Genomic DNA, 25,222 nt, shown 5'->3' on the forward strand with positions numbered 1-25,222 from the left:
TTGTGATGGGGATCACAGATGAGTCTGGATACTGAAGTAGTCGAAACAAGTATAGCGGTGGATAAACCCGCATGGGGCGCGGTGTTTGCCATGGCGTTTGGCGTGTTCGGCCTGATTACCGCCGAATTTCTGCCGGTGAGCTTGCTGACACCGATTGCCGACTCGCTGCAGGTGAGTGAAGGGCAAGCGGGCCAAACGGTGACCGTGACTGCGCTGGTGGCGCTGCTGACCAGTCTGGTGGTCGGTAACCTTACGCGTCGTCTCGATCGTCGCATGGTGATGCTGGCCTTCACGCTGTTGCTGATTGCCTCGGCGCTGCTGGTGGCGTTTGCAGAAACCTGCCGATGATCCTGCTGGCGCGCGTGCTGCTTGGCATGGCGATTGGCGGATTCTGGACGCTCTCCACGGCGATTACCATGCGGCTGGTGCCCAGCGATCAGGTGCCGAAGGCACTGTCGATTGTGTTCAGCGGCATTTCACTGGCGACCATTATTGCCGCACCGCTGGGCAGTTATCTCGGCGACATCATTGGCTGGCGTAACATCTTCCTGCTGACCGGTGTATTGGGCGTGCTGGCGCTTTTCTGGCAGTTCTTCACCTTGCCTGCGATGCCGCCAGAGAATAAAGCTCGCAACGGCGGCGTGTTGGATCTGCTGCGTAACGGCCTGATGCGCTGGGGCATGCTGGCGGTGATCATGATGTTCACCGGACACTTTGCCTTCTTTACCTATCTGCGTCCGTTCCTGGAAAGCAGCGCGCAGCTCAATATCAGTCAGCTGTCGCTGGTGCTGCTGGCGTTTGGCGTGGCGAACTTCTTCGGTACCTCGCTGGCAGGATTCCTGGTGACGCGCAGCGTGTCTCTGACGCTGACCGGTATGGCGTTGGTGATGAGCGTGACGGCGGTGGTGTTGGTGAGTTTTGGCAATCTGCCGTGGGTGGTGGGTGCGGGCGTCGCCATGTGGGGCCTGGCGTTCGGCTCAATGCCGACCGGCTGGTCAACGTGGATCTCCCGTGCGGTACCGGATGATGCCGAATCCGGCGGCGGTTTGCTGGTGGCGACCATTCAGCTGGCGATCACTGCGGGTGCGGCGGCAGGTGGCTGGATGTTTGATCTCAACGGCGCGGGCGGCGTGTTCCTCGCCAGCGGCGTGCTGATGCTGCTGGCGGCCATTACTATTTTCACCCGCGTTCGGCATCACGGATAATTTACCTGCAGCGGCGGTGTGAAGTAACACGTGATCACGCCGGCTGGGGCCGCTTTGGGACTGGCGTCCTCACGCCGCTCCGCGGTGCCCTCACGTCATTCGTCTGCCTGACGGAACGGCGGGGGATGGCACAATCCCTGTGCCGCCCCGCCTTTCGCCCGCATCCTGCGGGCTATCCTGGCAGACTCATTCTGTTCGGCGCTGCGGATTGCCCGTCCCAAAGCGGCCCCAGCCCGCTCCTGAACATTTGTGCGTATTGTTATCAATCCGTTTGAAATGCCTGGATCAAGCCATGAACGGCGACAGATTGAAAAGCAGATGTTCCAGACATAAATCCTGCACCACAATCAAAACCCAGTTTTTTAACCCTTTGCACACAGGTTAATCCAAATGTGCTCTTTATGTTCAAATTAATCGAACAACTACGGCAAATCTCTCTGCTTTTTGTGATCGATTTCACGCCTATTATTTATCTCAACAAGGCGATGACGCCTTATCCGATAAAAAATCATTGAGGAATTGACCATGAAATCTATCAAAACTTTTGCTGCTGTTATCGCTCTCTCTGCTCTGCCATTCGCAAGCTTTGCGCAAAGCGTCACCGCATGTGCTTCAACGCTGGATGGTGCAGAAGCGCAAATCGCTGCTCAGGCGCACAAAGCTGGTGCTTCCTATAAAGTGACTGAAGCCAACTTCAACAACGGCGTGCACATGACTGCCGAGTTGACTAAATAAGTCTGCGTTAACGATCTGTGCTGACAGGGTGCCTTAGGGCGCCCTGGCGGCGTTTGTAACTGCATAAAATTCTGTTACTTTCCTACCTAAATGATTACTATTCTCAAAAACTAACATCCTTCGTCGGCTCGCCTCGGGCTGTCATTCTGAAATTGGTTGCATTGTCGGGCTTTCACTTCACTGCCATGAGGCGGTGGATTTGCTATGGAGAAGTTATGAAAGCGATTAAAACAACATGGGCGTTGCGTCCATTGCTGCTGGCAACGGCGCTGTTATCTTCCTCTGCGGTACTGGCAGCGGAGTCTCAGCCGCTGAACCAGGTGATTTCCAAAGGTGCTTACGAACTGGCGTTCAGCAACAGCGATAACGCGCTGTTCCTCGCCACGGCGCAAAATGCCAGCACCAAAGGCGGCACCGTTTATCGTCTCGATCCGCAGGATCTGTCGGTGAAGCAGACTATCAACACCGATCTGCCGACCTTTGGCGCTGCGATCAACCAGAAAACCAACACGCTGTTCTTCGGCAATACCCGTGATGCGGCGCTGACCTCGGTCGATGCCAGCAGCGGTAAAGTGCTGAACACGCTGGTGCTGGATGCGCGTCAGCGCAGCGAAAGCGTGCGTCCACTGCAGCCGCGTGAAGTGGCAGCGGATGCGGCAACCGATCGCGTGTATGTCACCGGCCTCGGTGAGCAGAGCGTGGTGTGGGTTGTGGATGGCAAAACCCTGAAGCTGGTTAGCACCGTGCCAAACACCGGTAAAATGGGCACCGGCCTGGCGATCGATTCTGCGGCGCAGAAACTGTACGTGACCAACGCAGACGGCGAACTGGTAACCATCAATACTCGCCTGAACGCGATTGAAAAACGTCAGAAAATTGATGGCGACAAAGATCACTTCTTCCTGAACATTGCGCTGGATACTCAAGGACATCGCATCTTCCTGAGCGACTCTAAACAGCCTCAGGTGCTGGTGCTGGATTCCCGCACTCAGCAGGTGATTCACAAGATTGATGTGCCAGAATCTCTGGCGGTGCTGTTCAATGCCGATCGCAACGAGCTGTACGTGACCCATCGCAAAGCGGGTGAGATCAGCATCATTGATGCCAGCACTTACAAAGTGAAGCGCACGGTGAAAGCACCGGGCCTGCCGAACAGCCTGGCGCTGTCAGCAGACGGTAAAGCGCTGTTTGTCAGCATTAAGCAGCCGGGCAGCCGTAAAGAGCCACCAAAAAATCCGGATAGCGTCCTGCGCATCGCGCTGTAAGCGGCAGTTATCTGAAACTCAAGGGCGGCGTGTGCCGCCCTTTGCATTTCCGCACTTTCCTTCCCCGATCCCCCCGCGATATACGCTACCTTTACCTCGACAACACCAATGGAGAGGAAGCAATGAGCCAGTTTTTTATGCATGAGAAAAACGATCTGGTGAACGAAGCCATCGAAGGGGTTTTGCTGAGCACGCCATGGCACAACCTGAGCCGCCTAGATCTCGGTGATGAGATCCGCGTGGTGGTGCGCACAGATTGGGATAAGAGCAAAGTGGCGCTGATCTCCGGCGGCGGATCGGGCCATGAACCGGCACATGCCGGTTTTGTCGGCAAAGGCATGCTCACGGCGGCGGTGTGCGGCGATATCTTTGCTTCCCCGAGCGTGGACGCGGTGCTGAACGCCATCATCAATGTCACGGGCGATGCAGGTTGCCTGCTGATTGTGAAGAACTACACCGGCGACCGGTTGAACTTCGGACTGGCGGCAGAGAAAGCGAAAAATCTCGGCTACAACGTCGAGTTGGTGATGGTGCAGGACGATATTGCGCTGCCCGAAAATCCTCAGCCACGCGGCATCGCGGGAACCGTGCTGGTGCATAAGATCGCCGGTTTTGCCGCCGAGCAGGGGCAGTCGCTGGATGAAGTCAAAGCGCTTGCGCAACGCGCCATTGATGCCACCTCATCGATTGGGCTGGCGTTTGCCACCTGCCATATTCCTGGCGAAAAGCGCGATGAACGCGTTGAAGCGGGCCATAGCGAGCTGGGTATGGGCATTCACGGCGAGCCGGGCGTGGTGACACTGGATACCCAGAACAGTCGAAAAATCAGCAGCATCATGACCGATAAGCTGGCGCAGGCGCTGCCAGACGGCAAACAGGCGCTATTGCTGATCAATAACCTCGGTGGCTTTTCCCAGCTGGAGCTGGCGGTGTTGACGCGTGAAGTGTTGCAATCACCACTTGCCGCGCGAGTCACTCATCTTATTGGCCCGGCAACCCTGGTCAGCGCCCTGGATATGAAGGGCTTCTCGCTGTCGTTGCTGGCGCTGGAGGAACCGTTCCTTGAGGCACTGAATGCGCCAGTGCAGGTGCTGGGCTGGGTGCCGGTCTATGATTTCGCCCCGATCAGTTTGCAGAGCGCGGAAAAAGTCGGCAGCGTGCTGGATTTCGACCCGTCCGACAACGCTGAAGTGGCAAAACATGTTGAGCGCGTGACGCAAACCTTAATCGATCTGGAAAGCGAACTTAACGCGCTGGATGCCAAAGTCGGCGACGGCGATACCGGCTCAACCTTTGCGGCAGGTGCGAAGAAGATTCAGCGCGGCCTGCGCGACAAGCAACTGCCGCTGGATGAGCTACCAACTCTGATGGCGCTGATCGGTGAGCAACTGGCGACGGTGATGGGCGGCTCAAGCGGTGTGTTGATGTCGATTCTGTTCACCAGCGCCGGGCAAAAACTGGAAGAGGGTAGCGCATTGCCGCAGGCCTTAATGCACGGTCTGGAACGGATGAAACATTACGGTGGCGCACAGCCGGGACATCGTACGTTAGTGGATGCGCTGCAACCGGCGCTGGAAGTGTTAGTAGCCGGTGAGTCGCTGGCTTCTGCCGCGAAAGCTGCTCAGCAAGGTGCGGATGCCACGGCACAAATGCAGAGTGCCAAAGCGGGCCGTTCGGCTTATCTGAACCAAAAAAGTCTGGATGGGGTGAAAGATCCGGGTGCGTATGCGGTTGAGAAGGTGTTTGCGGTGTTAGCCGGTTGATGGCAACTGATTGATGAGAAGGGTCGCGGCGCGATTTATCGTGCGCACCTGAAGCGATATCACCGCTGACAGGTGCGTCATACATTACGCCGCTACAACAACCTTAGTCCGCCGACTCGCGCATCATCTCTTGATGCGGGATATCCGACAGAATCTGCTCGAAACTGCGCAGACGTTTGTAGATCGACATCAGCTCGACCAGCGTTGACCACGACGAGATCAGATACTGGAACGACGATCGCACCTGATCAAACACGTTGGTAATCTGGTTGAGCAAACCGAGCGTGATGGTCCCGGCGACAATCGACGGGAACAGCAGGAACAGCCCGAATACGTTATCGACCTGCAGATAGAGAATGCGGGTGATGTTGAAATAGAGATAGTGGAAATAGAGACGGAAATAGTTAAAGCGCACGCGGCTGAACAGCTCATTGACCGTCGGCGGTGACGCACGATCGGCATTGTCTTCGCCATACACCAGCTCTTTACGATAGGCCGCTTCAACACGCTGATTGCGGAACTCCAGCCCCGGTAATTTAATCCCGACAATCGCCAGCAGCCCGGTACCAAACACCGACCACAGCACTGCCGCAATCACCAACGCATACGGAATATTACCCAGCAGCGGGATGTCTTTCACGTGATGTGACAGCGTGATCAGCACCGGCAGGAACGCTACCAGCGTCATAATTGCCTGAATAAAGCTCACGCCCCAATCTTCCAGCGTGCTGGCAAAACGCATGGTGTCTTCCTGCACACGCTGCGCGGCACCTTCCACATGGCGCAGGCGCTGCCAGTTATGCATGTAGTAGTTGTTCATCGCGGTACGCCAGCGGAACACCCAGTGGCTGATGAAGAACGAGTTCATCACGCCAATCACCACCGCAATCAGTGCGATGCCTAAAAAGGCGAGAACCTGCTGGTAAAATTCAGCAATCTGCACCGATCCGGCTTTGGTTAAGGCCTTTTGAATCAAATCATAGAAGGGGCCATACCAGGCGTTGACCGCCACGCCAACCTGCACACCAAACCAGGTGACGAAGATGATCAGGGCGGCGCCCCACACTGACCAGCGCTGCCACGGATGGTTATCGATCACCTTCCAGGCAAGAGCGAAAATCGCCGCAACGATCCAGTAATAGGCATAGAACCATAATTGGCTTGGATGGATGAAACGGCTGGCGTTGGTGGGCAGCGGCTGTTGCATCGCCGCATGCAGCGAAGGCCACAGTGCAGGCAGTTCATTGGCAAAGCCGAACCAGGCAAAAATCGCAATCAAACTCCAAATCGCGGCCGAGCTGAAAAACAGCGCTGGCCGCGGAAAATAGGACTTAAACATAGGCACTCCGCTGTTGTGTGTACTCTTTTATACCGCGTCAGACAGTGCTTTGTCTGTTGTGGGTTGTATCTGACGATGACAGCATCGCCGCAGTGATGTAAAGCGACGCCGTGAGTTGTTAAGTATTTTGTGCGCATTTGTTTCGAGAAACTAAATTAATACAGTTTGTAGTGTTACACTATGCGCACTGTTACCGGTAACAGTGACGCTGTATCCCTTAAGACACAACTAAAAAAACAATACAACGCAACGAGTTAACTTTCATACCGCATTCATGTGGTAATGAGGCAATGTCATGTCAGAACAAAAAAATGGTCACAGTCGCAGGGATTTTCTGCTGAGAACCATCACCCTGGCGCCAGCAATGGCCGTTGGCGGTTCGGCGATGGGCGCGTTAGTGGTGCCGATGGCCGCAGGAGCAGCAGAGCAACCCGTCGCACCTCAACAGGCACGCGCTTATCAGCCGGTGTGGTTCACCGCAGAAGAGTTCGCTTTTCTCACTGCCGCGGTGGCACGCCTGATCCCCAATGATGAACGCGGTCCTGGCGCACTGGAAGCCGGTGTGCCGGAGTTTATCGATCGTCAAATGAACACGCCGTACGCCACCGGCAGCAACTGGTACATGCAAGGTCCGTTCAATCCCGATCTGCCTAAAGAGCTGGGTTATCAGTCTCCGCTGGTGCCGCAGCAGATTTATCGCCTCGGCCTGGCCGATGCCGATGGCTGGAGCAAAAAGCAGCACGGCAAAGTATTCGCTGAGCTGACAGGCGAACAGCAGGATGCCTTGCTCACCGCCTTCGAGAGCGGCCAGGCAATGTTCCCGCAGCTCAATAGCAAAACCTTCTTCTCCTTCCTGCTGCAGAACACCCGCGAGGGTTACTTCAGCGATCCGATCCACGGTGGAAATCAGGGCATGGTGGGCTGGAAGCTGATTGGCTTCCCTGGCGCACGTGCCGACTTTATGGATTGGGTTGAGCGCGGTGAACGTTATCCGTTCCCGTCAGTGGATATTCGCGGGGAGAGGGCGTAACTGTGGCAAATGAATTGAAAAAAGTAGACGCGGTGATCGTTGGTTTCGGCTGGGCCGGCGCGATCATGGCGAAAGAGCTGACCGAAGCGGGTTTGAACGTGGTGGCGCTGGAGCGCGGCCCACATCGTGATACCTATCCTGATGGATCCTATCCGCAGTCGATTGATGAGCTGACCTATAACATCCGTAAAAAGCTGTTCCAGGATCTGTCGAAAAGCACCGTCACCATTCGTCACGATGCTTCGCAAACCGCCGTGCCGTATCGTCAGCTGGCGGCCTTTTTACCGGGCACCGGCACCGGCGGTGCAGGTCTGCACTGGTCAGGCGTGCATTTCCGTGTCGATCCGGTTGAGCTGAATCTGCGCAGCCATTACGAGCAGCGTTACGGTAAAAACTTCATCCCGGAAGGCATGACCATTCAGGATTTCGGCGTCAGCTATGATGAGCTGGAGCCGTTCTTTGATCAGGCCGAGAAAGTATTTGGCACCTCCGGCAGCGCCTGGTCGATCAAAGGTAAGCTGCAGGGCAAAGAGCAGGGCGGTAACCCGTACGCGCCGGATCGTTCCAGCGCTTTCCCACTGCCTGCACAGAAGCGCACCTATTCGTCACAGTTGTTCGCTCAGGCCGCTGAATCAGTCGGTTATCATCCGTACGATATGCCGTCTGCCAATACCTCTGGCCCGTACACCAACACCTACGGTGCGCAAATGGGGCCGTGTAACTTCTGCGGTTACTGCAGCGGTTATGCCTGCTACATGTACTCCAAAGCTTCGCCGAACGTGAACATCCTGCCCGCACTGCGTCAGGAGCCGAAGTTCGAACTGCGTAATAACGCCTACGTGCTGCGCGTCAATCTCACCGATGACAAGAAGCGCGCAACGGGCGTGACCTATCAGGATGGTCAGGGACGCGAAGTGGTGCAGCCGGCGGATCTGGTGATCCTCGCGGCGTTCCAGTTCCACAACGTGCATCTGATGCTGCTGTCAGGCATTGGCAAGCCGTATAACCCGATCAGCAATGAAGGTGTGGTCGGCCGTAACTTTGCCTACCAGAACATCTCCACGCTGAAAGCGCTGTTCGACAAGAACACCACCACCAATCCGTTTATCGGAGCAGGCGGTGCGGGCGTAGCGGTGGATGACTTCAACGCGGATAACTTCGACCATGGGCCGTATGGCTTCGTCGGCGGTTCACCGTTCTGGGTTAACCAGGCGGGTACTAAGCCGATTTCGGGTCTGCCTACGCCAAAAGGTACGCCGAACTGGGGCAGCCAGTGGAAAGCGGCTGTTGCTGATACTTATAACCATCACATTTCGATGGATGCGCACGGCGCGCACCAGTCGTATCGCGCCAACTACCTTGATCTCGATCCGAACTACAAAGATGTCTATGGCCAGCCGCTGCTGCGCATGACCTTTGACTGGCAGGAAAACGACATCAAGATGGCGCAGTTTATGGTCGGCAAGATGCGCAAAATCACCGAAGCGATGAACCCGAAAATGATCATCGGCGGCGCTAAAGCCGCAGGTACGCACTTCGATACGACCGTGTATCAAACCACGCACATGAGCGGCGGCGCAATCATGGGTGAAGATCCGAAGACCAGTGCAGTGAACCGTTATCTGCAGAGCTGGGATGTGTCCAATGTGTTTGTGCCAGGCGCTTCTGCATTCCCGCAGGGCCTCGGCTACAACCCAACCGGCATGGTGGCGGCGTTGACCTATTGGTCAGCCAAAGCCATTCGTGAACAGTATCTCAAGAGCCCCGGCCCACTGGTTCAGGCATAAGGAACACGGCGATGCTCAAAAGCATTTTAGCCCTGTTTCTGGGCACGATGACGTTCGCCGCAGTGGCGGACGAAGCAGTTTCGGACGCACTGGTGAAGCGCGGCGAGTACCTGGCACGCGCGGGTGACTGCGTGGCCTGTCACAGCATTGCAGGCGGCCAGCCGTTTGCCGGTGGTTTACCGATGGCGACGCCGATTGGCACCATTTACTCCACCAATATCACGCCAGATAAAGCGAACGGTATCGGTGATTACAGCTACGACGACTTCCAGAAAGCGGTGCGTCACGGCGTGGCGAAAAATGGCGAGACGCTCTATCCGGCGATGCCTTATCCGTCCTACGCGGTGGTCAGTGACGACGATATGCAGGCGTTATATGCCTACTTCATGCACGGTGTACAACCGGTGGCGCAGGCCAACAAAGACAGCGATATTCCATGGCCGCTGTCGATGCGCTGGCCGCTCTCCATCTGGCGTGGCATCTTCGCGCCAGACGTGAAAGCGTTCCAGCCAGCGGCGCAGGAAGATCCGGCGTTAGCACGGGGTCGTTATCTGGTGGAAGGTCTGGGTCACTGCGGTGCCTGCCATACGCCGCGTAGCATCACCATGCAGGAAAAAGCACTCACTAACGGCGAAGGCAATGATTACCTGTCTGGCAGCAGCGCACCGATTGATGGCTGGACCGCCAGCAATCTGCGTGGCGATAACCGTGATGGCTTAGGCCGCTGGAGCGAGGACGATCTGAAGCAGTTCCTGCGCTTTGGCCGCAACGATCACACCGCCGTATTTGGTGGCATGACCGATGTGGTGCAGCACAGCCTGCAGTACCTCAACGACGAAGATATCAGTGCGATTGCCAAATATCTGAAGTCGCTGGGCGCGAAGGATGCCAGCCAGACGGTGTTCACGCAGGACGATACGGTCGCGAAAGCGTTGTGGAAGGGCGATGACAGCCAGCCAGGCGCATCGGTGTATGTCGATAGCTGTGCGGCCTGTCATAAAACCGACGGCAGCGGTTATCAGCGCTTCTACCCGGCACTGCGTGGCAACCCGGTGGTGATGGCTGAAGACCCAACTTCACTGATCCACATCGTGCTGGTGGGCGGCACCTTGCCTGGCGTGCAGGGCGCACCAACGGCGATTACCATGCCGGCTTTCGGCTGGCGCATGAACGACAACCAGGTGGCGGATGTGGTGAACTTCATTCGCGGCAGCTGGGGTAATGGCGTGAAGTCGACGGTGACGGCGAAAGATGTGGCGAAGCTGCGCAAAGACGAGGCAGTCGAGTCGAAGCAAGGCAGCGCGGACATTAAGGTGCTGGAAGGGCAGTAAGCCAATATGGCGTTTTAAAGCACGATAAAGCGCGCCGCTACAGATCGCACTGATCGGGTAGCGGCGCAATTTATGAAGTGAACCCCCGAAAGTTGGACCCCATTCCAATGAGTAGGGTGCGCATTCATCTGCATCGTTTCACCGAACTCACTGACCCCATGAAGCATTCATACTTACCGTTGCAATAATTGTGTTCTACACCTCCTCAAAATTAAATCCCTACAAGCATTGTCTCATTTTTCATCCCTCTCATTGCAAGGCCATCGTTAAGCGCACATAATTCCGGTTTATGAAATTATAAAAATTACTTATTTTATAAACCAACGGAGGTCAGTGTGTTTGGAGAACGTTTATTGCGCGCGCGCTCCGCTGCGGGCTTATCCATGAAGCAGCTGGCTGAAAAGGCCGGCGTCAGCGCCAATATGATCAAGAAATACGAGCATAACGAAAGTATGCCGGGGTCTGCAGTGCTGGTGAAAATGTCGCGCGCGTTAGGCGTGCGTAACGAATATTTTTTCCGTCCTACTACGGTAGAACTTAAAAATATTGAATACCGCAAACGCCAGACGCTATCAGCCAAAATGTTGGCGCAGATCCATGCTGATGTGATTGATCAGGCAGAGCGGTGGCTTGAGCTTGCCAATTTGTGGCCTAATTTTCCCGTTGCCACTTTTGCTCAACCTCATCTTCCCGCTGAGCTTGTTGAAAACTATCCGCAGCTTGAAACGATTGCGGATGACGTCCGGCTACAGTGGGGGCTCGGTCAGCAACCCATCACGCATTTGATAGATGTGCTGGAAAGCCATGGGATTCTGGTGATCGTCACGGATGTCGATCATTCTGACAAGTTTGATGGCTGTCAGACGATGATTGACGCTATACCCGTCATCGTTATCTCCGCAAAATGGCCGGGCGATCGCCAGCGTTTTACCTTAGCGCATGAGCTTGGCCATTTGATTTTACATGGTCGTCTTGCATCTTCTCTGGATGAGGAGAAAGCGTGCAATCGCTTTGCGGGGGCTTTGCTTTTCCCAGCTAATGCTGTGTTTCAGCATTTTGGCCACCGCCGTGCTCGTATTGAGGAGCAAGAGCTCTATTTACAGAAAATGGATTATGGGTTGAGCATGATGGCCTGTGTGTATCGCGCTGCCGATCTGGCTGTGATAACAGAGGGAAAACGCAAAGATCTGATCATGATGTTCTCTGCGCGAAAATGGCGTAAACAGGAGCCTGGTGAGCAGGTTACGCGTGAGAGCACTCTGCTTTTTCCCCAGTTAATTTATCGCGCGTTAGGCGAAGGGATTATCACTGAAGGTAAAGCGGCTGAGCTAATGGGCATCTCGTTAGTCACCTTCCACCGCGAGCGACAGTTGGGGTGGTCGGATGATCATTCTCATCAGTGATGCCAACATTTTAATTGATATGGAAGAGGGCGATTTGTTAGATGCGCTCTTCGAATTGCCCTACCAATTTACCGTGCCAGATTTACTCTATTTTGATGAGCTTGAAACCCACCATGCCGATTTGCTTGATAAAGGATTGGTCATTGGAGAATTGAGTTCAAACACAATGATGTACGCTATAAAACTCATTGAGCGTGTGCGTGGGCCCAGCCGCAATGATTGTTTTGCATTAGCCCTGGCTAAACAGGAAATCTGTCCGCTATTAACCGGTGACAGAGCGCTCAATCGAGTTGCCAGAGAAGAGGGTATAGATGTTCGTGGAACGCTTTGGGTTGTGGAAGCAATGATTGAGCATCAGATCATTACAGTGGATGGCGCGCGCCGGGCTTATTGCCAAATGCGAGACAGTGGCAGGCGCTTGCCATGGGATATTGCCTTCGCGCAGTTAGACAAATTCGCGAAATAGTGGGCGGCTATATTTCCGCCCACGGTCGACCGATTACTCAGATATTCTCCAAATCCAACCCACGTGTTTTCGGACCGTAAATCCCCACTGACAGCATCACCATCAGCATGCTCAGCACGATAAAGGCGATCACGCCTTCGCTGCCGGCGTACTGCAAAATAATACCGATCAGAATACTGCTGAACACCGTGGACAGGCGGCTAAAGGAGTAGCAGAAGCCGACTGCGCGAGCACGGATGTGCGTCGGGAAAATCTCTGTCTGATAAGCGTGATAACTGAAGGTCAGCCATGCGTTGCTGTAGGTGATCAGGAAGCCACAGATGACCATCATCACCGGATTGGTTACTAACGCGAACAGCGTGCCGAACACCACGGTCATCAGGGAAGAGAGCACGATCTGCCATTTGTTCTCGATCTTATCGGCATAGCGGCTGCAAATCAGTGAGCCCAGCGGATAGGCCAGCGTGATGAAAAACGCATACAGCAGGCTGTGCGTCACGGTCGCACCTTTGCCGGATAACAGCGCAGGCAGCCAGTTGCCGAAGCCGAAGAAACCTATCGCCTGGAAGAAGTTCATCACTACCAGCATCAGCGTACGCTTGCGGTAAGTCGGGCTCCAGATCTCGCTGAAGCGCCCTTTTTTCGGCAGCTGTGCAGCAGCATCGCTGTTGGAGAAGTCTTCGCCCGGCGCAATCCCGCAGCGTTTTTCCATCTCGCTCAGCACCTTATGTGCTTCCTGATGACGGCCCTGCTGCGCCAGCCAGCGCGCCGATTCCGGCAGGTTTTTACGAATCAGCCAGATCACCAGCGAACAGACCGCGCCGGCAATAACAACCCAGCGCCAGCCTTCAAGGCTAAGAATAGTTTGCGGCACCAGCCACCATGACATCAGTGCTACCGCCGGAACCGACAGGAACTGGATAAAGAAAGAGTAGGCAAAGGCGCGGCTGCGCAGATGAGCAGGCACCCATTCGGACAGATAAGTATCAATGGTCACCAGCTCAACACCGAGGCCGATACCGACCAGGAAGCGGAACAGGATGATCATCTCAGCACTCTGCTGGAAGGCCATCAACAGTGAGAACACGCCGTACCACATCAGCGCACACATAAAGGTCAAACGCCGACCAAAGCGGTCAGCGTAAGGTGCGAGCAGGCTGGCACCGAAAAACAGCCCAAGGAAGGTGGCAGAGGCGAAGGCGGCCTGGTCAGAAAATCCCAGCACGCCTTCAGAGCCGGTATGAAACACCCCGGCAGCCATCAGGCCAGAGCTGATATAACCGGTTTCAAACAGATCATAGAGCTCAAAAAAACCGCCCAATGCCAGCAGCGTGATAAAACGCCACAGGCCTGCGGAAGAGGGCAGTGCATCGATGCGCCCGGCTAAGGTGCGGCGATCCGCTGCGATGTGATCGTTCGCCATCCCTGTCGAAGTGATTGTTGTCATTATTGGATAAACCTCGGTGTTTGCAGAACTCGCACGGTTGTAATTGGTTTTAAAAATAATTAACCGTTAGCAAGCGAAGGAATAGCAGGATAATCAATTCATCGCGGGTTGCCGAGAGGGGCAACGGTGACATTTTCGCAATCTACGTTGCAGTTCACAGAAGTGTGATCGCCGTCCCTGGCGATGCGATTAATGCAGGCTGGGGTAAACGCCTGGACCAATCGGTAAGCCCAGGGCGTACCACACCAGCAGCAGGATGATCCAGCTGATAAAGAACACCACCGGATACGGGAAGATCAGCACATAATAGGTGCCAAGTTGCGCATCTTTTTGGTATCGCTGCAGGAATCCAAGGAACAGCGGCAGGAACGGCGACATCGGTGCCAGTGGCAGCACGGCTGAGTCCGCGATGCGGAAAATCATCTGCGCAAAGGCCGGATGGAAGCCAAGCAGCATGAACATTGGTACAAACACCGGTGCCAGAATCGACCAGATGGCCGAGCCGCTGGCAATAAACATGCACAAGAATGCCGACAGGAACATCAAACCGAGGAACGCAGGCGCGCCGCTGATGCCGGCACTTTCCAGCATATCGGTCAAACCGATCGCCATGAATTTGCCCATGTTGCTCCAGTTAAAGAAGGCGACAAACTGCGACAGCGGGAACACCATCACAATAAAGCCCGCCATGCTCTTCATCGGATCGACCAGCAGTTGAGGGATGTCATCCGGGCGGCGAATCTGTTTGGTGACGGCGCCGTAAGCAATCGCCACCACAAAGAAGAACAGGATGATGATCGGCACAATGCCCTGAATAAACGGCGAGGGGATGATGCCGCCAGATTTGGGATCGCGCAACGGCGCATGCTCTGGCACCACCAGCAATGCTATCAGCGCGATAAACACCAGGGCCGCGAAGCCCGCTGCACGTAAGCCCTTATTTTCCAGCGCGGTCAGCGGTGGCAGGCGATCGTGATTGCCGCCGTTCCACACCGGAAGACGCGGCTCGACGAACTTATCGGTGAGGATGGCCCCGACGATGGTCAGCACAATCACCGAACTGGCCATAAAGAACCAGTTGTCGATCACGCTAACATGCACGGTATCGCTCACTGCTTTCGCGGCTTCAGTGCTGATGCCCGAAAGCAGCACGTCGGTGGTGACAATCAGCAGATTGGCGGTAAAGCCGGAAGCGACACCTGCGATGGCGGCCAGCAATCCTGCTACCGGATGACGGCCCACGGCCAGGAAGATCAGTGCGCCGAGCGGCGGCATCACGACTAATGCAGCATCTGATGAGATATGGCTGAAGAAGGCGATAAACAGCACCATGTAGCTGGCGTAGCGCCGGCTAACGCGTGACGCCATCTTCACCATCAACGATTGCAGCAGGCCGACTTTTTCCGCCAGTCCGGCACCAATCACCAGCGCCAGAATTGAGCCCAGTGGCGTAAAGCCGCTGAAGTTTTTAATGATATTTGGCAGAATCCACTGAATCCCGGCCACGCTCAGCAGGTTGTTGACCCGTACCAGTTCGCCGTTGGTGGGGTTTTTAACCGCCAAATCGAGACCGCTGATTATGGCGGTGGCCACCATCAGGATGACAATCAAATAGACAAACAGTAAGAACGGGTTGGGCACTTTATTGCCGACCCGCTCAATCAAGCTAAACAGCTTCCCTGGGCTGCGGTTCTCCGTGGTGACTTCCATCGGTATTTCCTCGTCATGTCTGTTGTATTTGCGCCCGTCATACTTCAAGCCGCAGATGCGTTGGCCGCGTGCGTGCACCCCAGTCACTGACTGATGTCAGTGACTGGGGTGCACGCACTTGCCGCGTGATTCGGCCTACGGCCTCACCCTGCGGGCCAGCGCAAGCGCTGTTCAAAAGCGAGTCATCGCTTTTGTCCTGCGACTCGAATTATTTGGGGCTTTAGTTTTTATTTTTGGTTACTGCATCCGGGTTTGCGTCGGATTTAAATCTTTTATGCCGCTACGGCTTTTATAATTTTGATGGCGTCACATCCGCCGGAATCGGGCAACTGTAAGGCTGTTCGCTGCGCACGCGCTGGAACTCTTCGCGGCAGCGCGCCAGCGCTTCTTCATCCTGCAACAAGGTCAGCGCGGTGGCGGCCATTACTTTGGCGGCGAGGCACATACCTTTGTGGCCCAGCGAGGTGCGGCCCTGCGCCACCAGTTGCCAGGTGTGTAACGGCGTACCGAAGGCGAAGCAAGGCGCAAAGCACTGCGCGGTTGGCGTCACCCAACTCACATCGCCGACGTCGGTTGAGCCATACAACAGCTCACGCGTCACGGCATAGGGCGCAACCTCATCCATCAAAATCTTGTCGCCCAACGCTTCGGTCCAGGCTATGCCTTCTTCACCGCCGGTGCGTGCCGCGTTCAGGCGCGCATTGCGCAGATCGTCTTTGGTCAGCGTGGCCCGAATCTCTGCGGCGAACTGCCGTTCCTCCGCGCTGTACTCAGGCAAACCAAACTGATGCAAGTTACGCTCCATAACCGCTTCCAGCGCGCGATTTGGCACATAGTTGGAGCAGGCTTTATCGAAGCGTACCGTCATGGTGGTGTCGGTCATCAGGGCCGCGCCTTTGGCAATGTTAATCACCCGCTGATAAATATCCTGCGCCTGATCGAGTTCAGGCGCGCGGATCAGATACAGCACTTCGGCATCGGCTTGCACCACATTGGGGGAAACGCCGCCGCTATTGGTCACGGCGTAGTGCACGCGCGCTTCCTGCACGATGTGCTCGCGCAGGAAATTGGCGCCGGTATTCATCAGCGTCACGGCATCCAGTGCGCTGCGGCCCAGATGCGGTGAGTTGGCGGCGTGCGCGGCAATGCCTTTGAAGTGAAACGCGGCCTGGATGTTGGCGAGGGTGCTGAGGTTGAACATGCCGCTGAAGCCTTCAGGATGCCAGGTCACAGCGGCATCCACATCATCAAACAGCCCTTCACGCACCATAAAGGTTTTGCCGGAACCGCCTTCTTCGCCCGGACAGCCATAAAAACGCAGCGTGCCACGCTGGCCGTTCTCGGCCCACCAGGCTTTGATGGCGAAGGCAGCCGCCAGTCCCGCTGTGCCCAGCAGATTGTGGCCACAGCCGTGTCCGTTGCCGTTTTCCACCAGCGGTTGCGGCGAGGCACAGCCGGACTGCTGGCTCAATCCGGCCAGCGCATCAAACTCGCCGAGGATGGCAATCACCGGTTTTCCACTGCCGATACTGGCGATAAAGGCGGTGTCGATGTTGCCGACGCTACGCTCAACGGCAAAGCCTTCCTGCTCCAGCGCATCGGCCAGAATGGCGGAAGACTGTGTCTCCTCAAAGCGGGTTTCCGGCACGTCCCAGATGGCGTCGCTAAGGGCGGTGAAGCGCGGCTGGTTTTCGTTGATATAGCGATCGATAAAATTGTGATGGCTCATCGCTGACCTCCAAACTGCGCCTGATTCAGCGCCAGCGTCGCGAGCGTTTGTACCGCGGTGGCCATGATCGCTTCGTCAAAGTCGAACTTCGCGTTGTGGTGGCCTGCTGCCAAATCGCAGCCGAAGATCACATAGGATGACTGGCCGCCGCGCTGCTGCACGCGTTCCAGCATGTAGGTGGCATCCTCTGAACCTGCCGCCTGTTTTTTGGTATCCACCACCGAGCTGAAAATCCCCAGAGCATCGGCCTGCTGATGAATAAAATCGACCCACGGCTGGCTTGGCGTACAGCTGCGCGCGCCGCCCATCAGCTTGATGTCGTACTCCACGCCGTACATCGACGCGGCACCTGCAATTACGCGCAGGGCTTGCTGATAAATGTCATCGTTGACCTCGTTGCTGGCACCCCGGGTTTCCACTTTCATCAGGGCATAATCCGGCACCACATTGCGTCCCGAACCGGCCTGCAACACGCCGACGTTGACGCGCGCCACGCCGCCGCTGTGTTGCGGCAGATTGTGCAGCGCCAGTGTGGCCTGCGCCGCCGCCAGCAGTGCATTACGACCCTCTTCGGGTTTGCCACCTGCATGCGCACCCACGCCGGTGAAATTGACATCCAGCTTGGTGGTGGCAAGGAAGCTGTCGCTGCCGCAAACGATTTCGCCAACAGGCACGCCGGTGCCGAGATGGATGGCGGTAAACAGATCCACATCATCCACCACGCCTGCCGCCACCATGGCTTTCGCGCCGCGCACGCCCTCTTCGGCGGGCTGGAAGATGATTTTAATTGTGCCGCTGAGCTGATCTTTCATCTCCATCAACACGCCCGCCAGCGCCAGACCAATGGTGGTGTGGCCGTCGTGACCACAGGCGTGCATCATGCCGGGGTTGCAGGAGGCGAAACCTTCGCGAGTAGGGATGTGGTCGGCATCGCGGCTTTCGTTCTGGTCCAGCGCATCCATATCGACACGGAAGCCCATCACCGGGCCAGGACGACCGGTCTCCAGTGTGGCGACCACGCCGCAGAAGCCGCCGGAAAAATGCGAGATCCACTGTGGCAATGCGCCTTGTTCCAGTGCGCGGGCTTCCTGCTGTGCCAGCACTTCATCAGAAGGCAAACCCATGCGCGCATCGGCATCGATCACTTCACGGCCCAGCTTGAGTTGATAACCCAGACGATGCAGTTCTTCTGCCACTAAAGTGGCAGTACGGAACTCCAGCCAGCCAGATTCGGCAAAATGATGCAGGTCGCGCCGCCACTTTTGCATCTGCGGTATCCGCGTGTTGACGAGGTCAGAGAGGGTTTTCATCGGCATGTCCTTTGTGTTGGTTTTTTATGCATTCACCCGAATCTACACAATGGTATTGGTGCGCATAAGATGCGAATATCTTGTCACTGATAAACAACGGTTATCACAAAAATCATGCCTGCCAACCTCAAACTTCATCAGCTGCGCGCCTTTGTCGATGTCGCTCGTCAGGGCAGTATCCGTGCTGCCAGCCGCTTATCGGGGCTATCACAACCTGCGCTGACTAAAGCGATACAGGAACTGGAGCTGGCGCTTGGCGCACGCTTGTTTGAACGGCGTCAGCAAGGCGTCACGCTAACGGATATCGGTGATAACTTTTTCCGGCATGCCAGTCTGGTGCTGGAAGAGTTACGCGTGGCGCAGGAAGATATTCAGCAGAGATTGGGATTGGCAGGAGGGCGGGTGAATATCGGCGTGGGCGGCAGTATTGCGCGCACTATCATGCCGCAGGTCATCACTCAATTTCATCGCGAATACCCGTTGGTGAAGGTGCGTATTGTTGAGGGGCAACTGGTGTCGATGGTGCATGAGCTGCGTCAGGGCGCGCTGGATTTCACCATCAATACTTACGATCAGCATCATTTGGATCAGGAGCTGATTTTTGAGCGGCTGATGCAGCGTGATTATCAGGTGGTAATGCGTAAAGGGCACCCGATGGCGCATGCGCGTTCGTTAGCCGAATTGCAGCACTGTGACTGGACCATGCCCACGCCGCAGGGCAGCTATTATCGCCTGCTGCACGATCTGTTTGGCGAGCGCGGTATGGCGCCGAAGATCGTAGTGACCTGCGAGACTTTTATGGCCTGCACCAGCCTGGTGGCAAAGAGTGATTTTGTCAGCATCATCTCGCGCGATGTCATTGAGGATCCGACGCACGGAGGGCAACTCATTGCCCTTGATCTTGACGATCCGTTGCCGAAAGCCACCTTCTATTTGATCCAGCGAAAAGACACCGCGCTGACCCCAATGAGCGCTTACATGGCCCAGCTGTTCCGCCGCTATTGTCAACAAAGGTAAGAGTGTGTCCTGGATTGTCAGCAAAGTTAAGAGTGCGGTTTGGCTCGCAGCTTTTTAAAAATTGCGCATTACACTTGCTCCGTACGTTTACGTTAAGGAGAACCGACCATGCAAATTACCCCTTATTTGTTTTACAACGGCCGCTGTGAAGAGGCGATCGCCTTTTATCTTGCGGCCACTGACGGCGAACTACTGTTTAAAATGACCTTCGGTGACATGCCGGATGAAACCCCTGTTGAGGATGAGGGCTGCCCCTCTGGCGTGACCTTCTCGCCAGAACAAATCATGCATGCCCAGCTGCGCATCGGTCAGGGTGAATTGATGATGAGCGATGGCGCACAGCAGGCAAACTACGCCGGCTTTTCCGTGAGTTTATCGACACTCGATGAAGCGCAAGGAAAACGTTGGTTTGATGCTTTATCCGCAGGCGGAGAGGTGACGAAAGCGTGGGAGCCGACATTCTGGGCGCACGGTTTCGGCATGTTCACCGATAAGTTTGGCGTGCCCTGGATGGTGAGTGCGGACATGCCGCAGAGTTAATATACAGGGTCAAAATGCGTAGCGGCGCAATTTAATGCATTTCTGAAACGATATTAAAGCTTCAGAAACGCACGAAAAATTGCGCCGCTATAGTGTCAGCAAATCAGAAGTTGTAACCCACGACCAGGTAGTAACCCCAACCGGTTGATTTCACTTCAAACGGACCGTTGCCGAAGTTCAGCTCCTGCCCATCCGCCCACTGCCCGCCGTTATGGAAATAACGTGCCACGGTAGAAACGTGCCAGTGATCGTAGTTCAGCGACAGAATGTGGCTGGACGCGATCGAGTTGCTGGTGCGTGAAGGGCCGGTCTCATCGCGCAGGTCTGAACCCCAATCGAAGTTGGTGAAGCCGATATAGCTCAGCTTGCCACCCCACAGATCGGTAATCGGCACAAAGTATTTCACTTTGAAGCGATAACCATCCCAGCTGTTTTCGTTCGCTGCACCGTAGTTCTGCCACTGATATTTGGCATACACGTTCAGTGACAAGCCGATATCGCTGTGCGTATCGATGTCGGTACCCAGACCCATGTACCAGGTGTTCTGACGCTGTGAAGCGTTACGACCCATGTCATAGATATAGTTGTTGGCGAAGTACCACTCTTTAAACGGACCGAATGCCAGGCTGGTGCCCGTCAGTTTATCGATAGAGAAGCGCGGCTCAATTTCCATGAACAGCGGCGAACCGTGGTCGAAAATGCCGTTGGCGTTGCTGTTACCTGCACCAAAGAAGTTGGTCAAATCCGCATAGCCGTAGAAATCGAACCAGTCTTTTTTGGCAAAGGCTTCGTATTCGAGATACACGTCATTGTTGAACTGCGGTCCGAAGCGCGTGTGGGTGCTGCCAACCACGTTAACGCTCTGGTGCCACCAATCTGAAAGATACTGCGGATCGCTGTCTGCCGCTTGTGCCGCGCCGGTCCAGCTGCTGGCCAGTAAGGCCCCTGCTATCAATGCTTTGAATTTCATTATTTTATTAACCACATGCTAGTGATCGCCGCAGATGCGTCGCGATCGAGTGAAAGCGATCCCAGGGGATGGGCCGTGAGTTGTTTTTAACCGGTCTAAATCGCCGAATTTTCAAGTGTGCGTAATGTGCCTGTAACACAGCGATAGGAAATAGATTTTGATCACGTTTGTCAAAAAGTGTTGCATTTTGATTCACTAAATATGTGACTACGATCACATAATTGCCGTGTAGCGAACGGAACCCCGCAACCGTTTACGTTGTCGCGTACAACCGCAAAGATCTCAGATGAAGAAAAAGAACGTAGCGGCACGATTCATCGTGCGCCTTTAGAATTTGATGGCGGAAAATGCGGGGTTCAGCGCGCCTTTGGCATTTGATGGCGGAGATGTGCTCGGTGCATCTCGCCTTAGGAATTTGTAGCGGAAAAATATGTAGTATATCGGGTAGTGCGAGTTTGAAGAGCAAAGACTCATTACGTTGCGCCGCTACCGCGCGTGCTATTCAACACGGTAGCGACACAGTGATTATGGCAGGGTGACGCGCACCTGCAGGCCAGAGATCTCGCCCTGCAGGTTATGACAGTTCGACAGCGCGACCTGCATTTGATGCTTCTGCGCCACGCTGCGCACAATCGACAGGCCCAAACCGCTGCCTTGCGCCTGTACATCCGGCGAGCGGGTAAAGCGATCAAAGGCGCGTTCGATAAAGGATTCTGGCATGCCCGGCCCGTTATCGACGATATCCACCACGGTGCGATTACCCACACGGTGCAGTAACACATCCACCAGGCTGCCTTCCGGAGTGTGTAACATGGCGTTGCCGATCAGGTTATCGAACAGGCTGCGTAAATCGGATCGACTGGCATGCAGACGGTAGTGAGCCGTGCCGTTAAAGCCAATATCAATGCCGCGTTTGTCTGCGACCACCATCAACTGCTCAATGCTCTCTTTCAGCACGTCGTCGAGTTCGATGGTTTCAACGGTAGCCACCACCGACTGATCTTCCTGGCGTGAAATGTTCAGCAACTGAGTGACCAGGTGGCGGGTCCGGGTGACGCCCGCTTCTAACTGATCAAACTGGCGACTGGCTTCGCCTGGCTGGATATGCTGGCGCAGGTTCTCCAGCTGTAAAGTCACGGCGGTCACCGGCGTGCGTAGCTCATGCGCCGCGTCTTCGAGGAACTGGCGTTGCGACGACCAGGCGGCACGCAGCTTATCCAGCAGCGAGTTATACGCATCGACCAGTGGCAGTACTTCATCCGGCAGGCCATTTGGCGAAACCGCGTGCGGGTGCATGGTCTCTTGTGCGGCGATTTGCCGCGAAGCGACACGTAAATCCCGCGTAATGGCACGTACCACCAACCAGATCACCAGCAGTGACAGCGGCATCATCAGCATCAGCGGAATAATGGCGGACAACACCCGTTTCACCATCAGACTCTTCATATAGCCGATGTTGTGCAGCACCTGTATATTGCCGATTTCACTGCCCAGTTCGCCGGGACGGGTATACACGCGCCAGTCACAGTCATCGCCACAGTCGCCGACTTTTAAATCGGACCAGCCTTTTTCGCCTGTAGCGGGGCACGCAGCGCCGGCCATGAGCTGGCACGTAGCTGATTATTGGTGTCCCACAGCTGCACGATGTAAGTACTTTTCAATTTCTCTTGCTGCATCACCATCGGCATCAGCGCGGGCATGCGCTGGCTGGAGGACCACGCATCGGCGATCTTCGCGAGCTGATCGTCCTTCATGGTGCCCATCATGTCGCCGTAGCAGTGATAAAAATACCAGGTGACGCCGCCAATCATCGCCAGGTGAAGGATCACCAGCGTGGCGAGCAGTTTGTTACGCAGGGAGCGCATAAAGGTGAAAGGTTTCATATTGCCGGTACTCGCCACCCCAGGCCGCGCACGTTGCGAATCGCTTCGTTACCGAGCTTGCGGCGCATACCGTGGATCAGCACATCAACGGCGTTACTGGTGACTTCCTCACCCCAGCCGTAGATGCGATTTTCTAATTGTTCGCGCGACAGAATGGCGCCCGGCCGCTCCAGCAGAGCGTAGAGCAGGGCATATTCGCGTGCGGTCAGCTGTTCACGTTGGCCTTTATACAGCACTTCACGCGTCATCATATCCAGCTGCACATCGCCACTGCCTAACAGGGAATCCGCCGCTCCATGACGACGTCGGGTGATTGCACGCATCCGCGCCAGTACCTCTTGTAAATCAAAGGGTTTAAGCAAATAGTCATCGGCACCGCTGTCGAGGCCCTGAATGCGCTGTTGCACCGTATCACGTGCGGTGAGCACCAGCACCGGCGTCATATCGCCGCGTGTGCGCGCTCGCTTCAGGACATGAATGCCGTCTTCACGCGGTAAACCCAGATCGAGCAGGACACAAGTGTAGCCACCATCGGCCCAGGCATTCGAGGCATACACGCCATCGCGCACCCAGTCCACTGACCAGCCTGCCGCTTCCAACGCCTGCTGCAAGTTGGCGCCAATCATTTCATCATCTTCTACCAGCAGCACACGCATAGTGTCCTCCAACGTAACTGAACGCAGTGTAGCGTCAGATAATTAGCCTAGAATTACACCCGTTTTCCCTCTTGCTAATTCTGCGCTAATTTTCTGCTAATTAAGGGATAAATTTAACGCGCTACAGTGACGGCACTGGACATATTGTCGAAGCAGGAGGTTCCCATGAATCAGCGCGAGTTTATCCGTAGTTTGCTGGACTGGATTGAAGACAACTTAGGTCACGATTTGCATCTGGATGAAGTAGCTCGCCGTTCGGGATACTCCCGCTGGCATCTGCAACGTCTGTTCCGTCAGCACACCGGCTTTTCTCTGGCAGAGTATATTCGCCAGCGTCGATTGACCGAGTCCGCGCTCACGCTGATCAACAGCGATGAGGCGATTTTGCAGGTGGCAATGAGCTACGGCTTTGATACCCAACAGGCGTATACCCGCACCTTCAAAAACTATTTTAGCGTCACGCCGGGTCAACTGCGTCGTCAACGCCGCGTTGAGCAAGAGCGTTTGCTGTTCCCGCTGGCGGTGGCCAGTTGATCGATGACGCTGAGAGTGATCCGTGCAGGAGACGTAGCGGCGCAATTTATTGCGCAGTGAATCGCGAAGGGATTGCGCGATAAATTACGCCGCTCCGCAATGTGCGCTGATTAAATTCGGTGCTTATTGCTGCTTTTACTTTTAAGCTGCTGTTCTCACTTCTTTATCCCGCCAGAGAACATGGACAACAGCGATAATCTCACCGCCATGATGCTGTTTGCGCGTGTGGTTGAACGACAAAGCTTCAGCGAAGCCGCGCGAACCCTTGGTGTTTCCAAATCGCATGTCAGCCGTGAAATTGCCCGGCTGGAAGTGCGGCTTGGCATCAAGTTGTTGCAGCGCACCACGCGCAAAGTGGCGTTAACCGAGCTGGGTCAGGCGTACTATCCATTCTGTACGCGGATGCTGGAAGAGATGCACCGGGCTGACGCTTTTGTGCAGCAGGTTCATCAACTGCCTGCAGGCAACGTGCGCTTGCAGGCACCGATTACCTATGGCTGCCAGTGCGTTGTTCCCACTCTGAATGACTTTATCCGCCGTCATATTCATATCAACGTCGATCTCGAATTGACCACCAGTGACGATCCACAACCCAGCGCAGACGTGGCGATAGTCATCCGTGCGCGGCCGCCGGAAGTGGCCAATTACCGTGAGCTGAGCACCATTGAATGGGGCTTATACGCCACGCCTGATTATCTGGCATCGCATCCCACTATTGACCATCCTGAACGCCTGACGCGGCATGATTTATTGCTGTTCCACGGGCCTGCGCACACCGCGGCACTGCCGTTTCGGCGCGACAAACAGCGGCTGGCGCTGGACGTGCACAGCCGTTTTCGCGCCAACAACAGCATGGCGCTGCTGAATGCAGCTCTGGCGGGCACCGGCATCGCTTATCTCCCAGCCTATATGACGCAAGAGGCGCTGGGACGCGGCGAGATCCAGCAGGTGCTTGCGGAATGGCAGATGGACCGCCTGCACAGCTATCTGCTTCTCAAGGAACAACCGCAACCTTCATCACCCGTGACGTTACTGTGTGATGCATTGATCACGGCGCTCAGCGGCAACTGATTGTTGTTTACTGGCAACAATACGGCGCTGG

Annotated in this window: 19 protein-coding genes and 2 pseudogenes; 13 read left to right on the forward strand and 8 right to left on the reverse strand. The window is 55.5% G+C overall.

Going from position 1 to position 25,222, the window contains the following annotated elements; all coding sequences use genetic code 11:
• Positions 1–90 precede the first annotated feature (90 nt).
• From HA45_RS07065 to HA45_RS07085, 4 genes and pseudogenes are all read left to right on the forward strand, one after another.
• Positions 91–1,205 (forward strand): annotated as a pseudogene (locus tag HA45_RS07065) (MFS transporter).
• Between the two features lie 525 nt (positions 1,206–1,730).
• Complete coding sequence (locus tag HA45_RS07075) at positions 1,731–1,940, forward strand: YdgH/BhsA/McbA family protein (RefSeq protein ID WP_097118972.1); 210 nt, start codon at positions 1,731–1,733, stop codon at positions 1,938–1,940.
• Between the two features lie 215 nt (positions 1,941–2,155).
• The gene (gene yncE, locus HA45_RS07080) at positions 2,156–3,205 is read left to right on the forward strand and encodes a 7-bladed beta-propeller protein YncE (protein WP_100704321.1); all 1,050 of its coding nucleotides are present in this window, start codon (positions 2,156–2,158) and stop codon (positions 3,203–3,205) included.
• A gap of 122 nt (positions 3,206–3,327) precedes the next feature.
• The gene (locus tag HA45_RS07085) at positions 3,328–4,968 is read left to right on the forward strand and encodes a dihydroxyacetone kinase subunit DhaK (RefSeq protein ID WP_100704322.1); all 1,641 of its coding nucleotides are present in this window, start codon (positions 3,328–3,330) and stop codon (positions 4,966–4,968) included.
• Positions 4,969–5,071: 103 nt separating this feature from the next.
• On the opposite strand, the gene sbmA is transcribed toward HA45_RS07085, so the two are convergent.
• Positions 5,072–6,307: a peptide antibiotic transporter SbmA gene (gene sbmA / locus HA45_RS07090; protein ID WP_100704323.1), complete on the reverse strand. Its 1,236-nt coding sequence runs from the start codon at positions 6,305–6,307 to the stop codon at positions 5,072–5,074.
• A 295-nt stretch (positions 6,308–6,602) separates the two neighbouring features.
• Between sbmA and HA45_RS07095 the strand changes: the two genes are divergently transcribed.
• The 5 genes from HA45_RS07095 to HA45_RS07115 all read left to right on the forward strand — a co-directional run bounded on the left by HA45_RS07095 (position 6,603) and on the right by HA45_RS07115 (position 12,324).
• Complete coding sequence (locus HA45_RS07095; protein ID WP_100704324.1) at positions 6,603–7,337, forward strand: gluconate 2-dehydrogenase subunit 3 family protein; 735 nt, start codon at positions 6,603–6,605, stop codon at positions 7,335–7,337.
• 2 nt (positions 7,338–7,339) lie between these two features.
• Positions 7,340–9,124 (forward strand): GMC family oxidoreductase, encoded by a 1,785-nt coding sequence (locus tag HA45_RS07100; RefSeq protein ID WP_100704325.1) that lies wholly within the window; start codon positions 7,340–7,342, stop codon positions 9,122–9,124.
• Positions 9,125–9,135: 11 nt separating this feature from the next.
• A complete protein-coding gene (locus HA45_RS07105; protein WP_100704326.1) occupies positions 9,136–10,455 on the forward strand; it encodes a c-type cytochrome in 1,320 nt (439 codons plus the stop codon).
• Positions 10,456–10,790: 335 nt separating this feature from the next.
• Positions 10,791–11,858: an XRE family transcriptional regulator gene (locus tag HA45_RS07110; RefSeq protein WP_100704327.1), complete on the forward strand. Its 1,068-nt coding sequence runs from the start codon at positions 10,791–10,793 to the stop codon at positions 11,856–11,858.
• Positions 11,839–12,324, forward strand: a complete 486-nt coding sequence (locus tag HA45_RS07115; RefSeq protein WP_100704328.1) for a PIN domain-containing protein — start codon at positions 11,839–11,841, stop codon at positions 12,322–12,324. The genes HA45_RS07110 and HA45_RS07115 overlap by 20 nt, the downstream gene beginning before the upstream one ends.
• Positions 12,325–12,361: 37 nt before the next feature.
• On the opposite strand, the gene HA45_RS07120 is transcribed toward HA45_RS07115, so the two are convergent.
• From HA45_RS07120 to HA45_RS07135, 4 genes are all read right to left on the reverse strand, one after another.
• A complete protein-coding gene (locus HA45_RS07120; protein ID WP_100704329.1) occupies positions 12,362–13,771 on the reverse strand; it encodes an MFS transporter in 1,410 nt (469 codons plus the stop codon).
• A gap of 189 nt (positions 13,772–13,960) precedes the next feature.
• Positions 13,961–15,481: a p-aminobenzoyl-glutamate transporter gene (gene abgT / locus HA45_RS07125; RefSeq protein WP_100704330.1), complete on the reverse strand. Its 1,521-nt coding sequence runs from the start codon at positions 15,479–15,481 to the stop codon at positions 13,961–13,963.
• A 289-nt stretch (positions 15,482–15,770) separates the two neighbouring features.
• A complete protein-coding gene (locus HA45_RS07130) occupies positions 15,771–17,210 on the reverse strand; it encodes a M20 family metallopeptidase (protein WP_100704331.1) in 1,440 nt (479 codons plus the stop codon).
• Positions 17,207–18,520, reverse strand: a complete 1,314-nt coding sequence (locus HA45_RS07135; RefSeq protein ID WP_100704332.1) for a M20 family metallo-hydrolase — start codon at positions 18,518–18,520, stop codon at positions 17,207–17,209. The genes HA45_RS07130 and HA45_RS07135 overlap by 4 nt, the downstream gene beginning before the upstream one ends.
• A 114-nt stretch (positions 18,521–18,634) precedes the next feature.
• On the opposite strand from HA45_RS07135, the gene HA45_RS07140 reads away from it, so the two are divergent.
• Positions 18,635–19,537 carry a LysR family transcriptional regulator gene (locus tag HA45_RS07140; RefSeq protein WP_038643576.1) on the forward strand — a complete coding sequence of 301 codons (903 nt, stop codon included), beginning with the start codon at positions 18,635–18,637 and terminating at the stop codon, positions 19,535–19,537.
• 108 nt (positions 19,538–19,645) lie between these two features.
• A complete protein-coding gene (gene yjdN, locus HA45_RS07145) occupies positions 19,646–20,077 on the forward strand; it encodes a VOC family metalloprotein YjdN (protein WP_100704333.1) in 432 nt (143 codons plus the stop codon).
• Between the two features lie 103 nt (positions 20,078–20,180).
• Here the strand turns inward: yjdN and HA45_RS07150 are convergent, their stop codons facing one another.
• The 3 genes and pseudogenes from HA45_RS07150 to HA45_RS07160 all read right to left on the reverse strand — a co-directional run bounded on the left by HA45_RS07150 (position 20,181) and on the right by HA45_RS07160 (position 23,586).
• Positions 20,181–21,047 (reverse strand): nucleoside-specific channel-forming protein Tsx, encoded by an 867-nt coding sequence (locus HA45_RS07150; protein ID WP_100704334.1) that lies wholly within the window; start codon positions 21,045–21,047, stop codon positions 20,181–20,183.
• Positions 21,048–21,572: 525 nt separating this feature from the next.
• A pseudogene (locus HA45_RS07155) lies at positions 21,573–22,930 on the reverse strand (sensor histidine kinase).
• Positions 22,927–23,586 (reverse strand): response regulator, encoded by a 660-nt coding sequence (locus HA45_RS07160; protein WP_100704336.1) that lies wholly within the window; start codon positions 23,584–23,586, stop codon positions 22,927–22,929. Before HA45_RS07160 ends, HA45_RS07155 begins: the two are co-directional and overlap by 4 nt.
• A 165-nt stretch (positions 23,587–23,751) precedes the next feature.
• Here HA45_RS07160 and HA45_RS07165 point away from each other — a divergent pair, with 165 nt between their 5' ends.
• Positions 23,752–24,120, forward strand: a complete 369-nt coding sequence (locus HA45_RS07165) for a helix-turn-helix domain-containing protein (RefSeq protein WP_034826803.1) — start codon at positions 23,752–23,754, stop codon at positions 24,118–24,120.
• A 180-nt stretch (positions 24,121–24,300) separates the two neighbouring features.
• The gene (locus tag HA45_RS07170; protein WP_100704337.1) at positions 24,301–25,191 is read left to right on the forward strand and encodes a LysR family transcriptional regulator; all 891 of its coding nucleotides are present in this window, start codon (positions 24,301–24,303) and stop codon (positions 25,189–25,191) included.
• The last annotated feature ends 31 nt before the right edge of the window (positions 25,192–25,222 follow it).

The organism is Pantoea rodasii (assembly GCF_002095465.1).
In the GTDB taxonomy this organism is placed as follows: domain Bacteria; phylum Pseudomonadota; class Gammaproteobacteria; order Enterobacterales; family Enterobacteriaceae; genus Pantoea; species Pantoea rodasii.

Bases quoted from the DNA above. Each gene is read 5' to 3' on its own strand.
- HA45_RS07075 (WP_097118972.1), top strand. From the start codon at position 1,731: ATGAAATCTATCAAAACTTTTGCTGCTGTTATCGCTCTCTCTGCTCTG.
- yncE (WP_100704321.1), top strand. From the start codon at position 2,156: ATGAAAGCGATTAAAACAACATGGGCGTTGCGTCCATTGCTGCTGGCA.
- HA45_RS07085 (WP_100704322.1), top strand. From the start codon at position 3,328: ATGAGCCAGTTTTTTATGCATGAGAAAAACGATCTGGTGAACGAAGCC.
- sbmA (WP_100704323.1), bottom strand. From the start codon at position 6,307: ATGTTTAAGTCCTATTTTCCGCGGCCAGCGCTGTTTTTCAGCTCGGCC.
- HA45_RS07095 (WP_100704324.1), top strand. From the start codon at position 6,603: ATGTCAGAACAAAAAAATGGTCACAGTCGCAGGGATTTTCTGCTGAGA.
- HA45_RS07105 (WP_100704326.1), top strand. From the start codon at position 9,136: ATGCTCAAAAGCATTTTAGCCCTGTTTCTGGGCACGATGACGTTCGCC.
- HA45_RS07115 (WP_100704328.1), top strand. From the start codon at position 11,839: ATGATCATTCTCATCAGTGATGCCAACATTTTAATTGATATGGAAGAG.
- HA45_RS07120 (WP_100704329.1), bottom strand. From the start codon at position 13,771: ATGACAACAATCACTTCGACAGGGATGGCGAACGATCACATCGCAGCG.
- abgT (WP_100704330.1), bottom strand. From the start codon at position 15,481: ATGGAAGTCACCACGGAGAACCGCAGCCCAGGGAAGCTGTTTAGCTTG.
- HA45_RS07130 (WP_100704331.1), bottom strand. From the start codon at position 17,210: ATGAGCCATCACAATTTTATCGATCGCTATATCAACGAAAACCAGCCG.
- HA45_RS07135 (WP_100704332.1), bottom strand. From the start codon at position 18,520: ATGAAAACCCTCTCTGACCTCGTCAACACGCGGATACCGCAGATGCAA.
- HA45_RS07140 (WP_038643576.1), top strand. From the start codon at position 18,635: ATGCCTGCCAACCTCAAACTTCATCAGCTGCGCGCCTTTGTCGATGTC.
- yjdN (WP_100704333.1), top strand. From the start codon at position 19,646: ATGCAAATTACCCCTTATTTGTTTTACAACGGCCGCTGTGAAGAGGCG.
- HA45_RS07150 (WP_100704334.1), bottom strand. From the start codon at position 21,047: ATGAAATTCAAAGCATTGATAGCAGGGGCCTTACTGGCCAGCAGCTGG.
- HA45_RS07160 (WP_100704336.1), bottom strand. From the start codon at position 23,586: ATGCGTGTGCTGCTGGTAGAAGATGATGAAATGATTGGCGCCAACTTG.
- HA45_RS07165 (WP_034826803.1), top strand. From the start codon at position 23,752: ATGAATCAGCGCGAGTTTATCCGTAGTTTGCTGGACTGGATTGAAGAC.
- HA45_RS07170 (WP_100704337.1), top strand. From the start codon at position 24,301: ATGGACAACAGCGATAATCTCACCGCCATGATGCTGTTTGCGCGTGTG.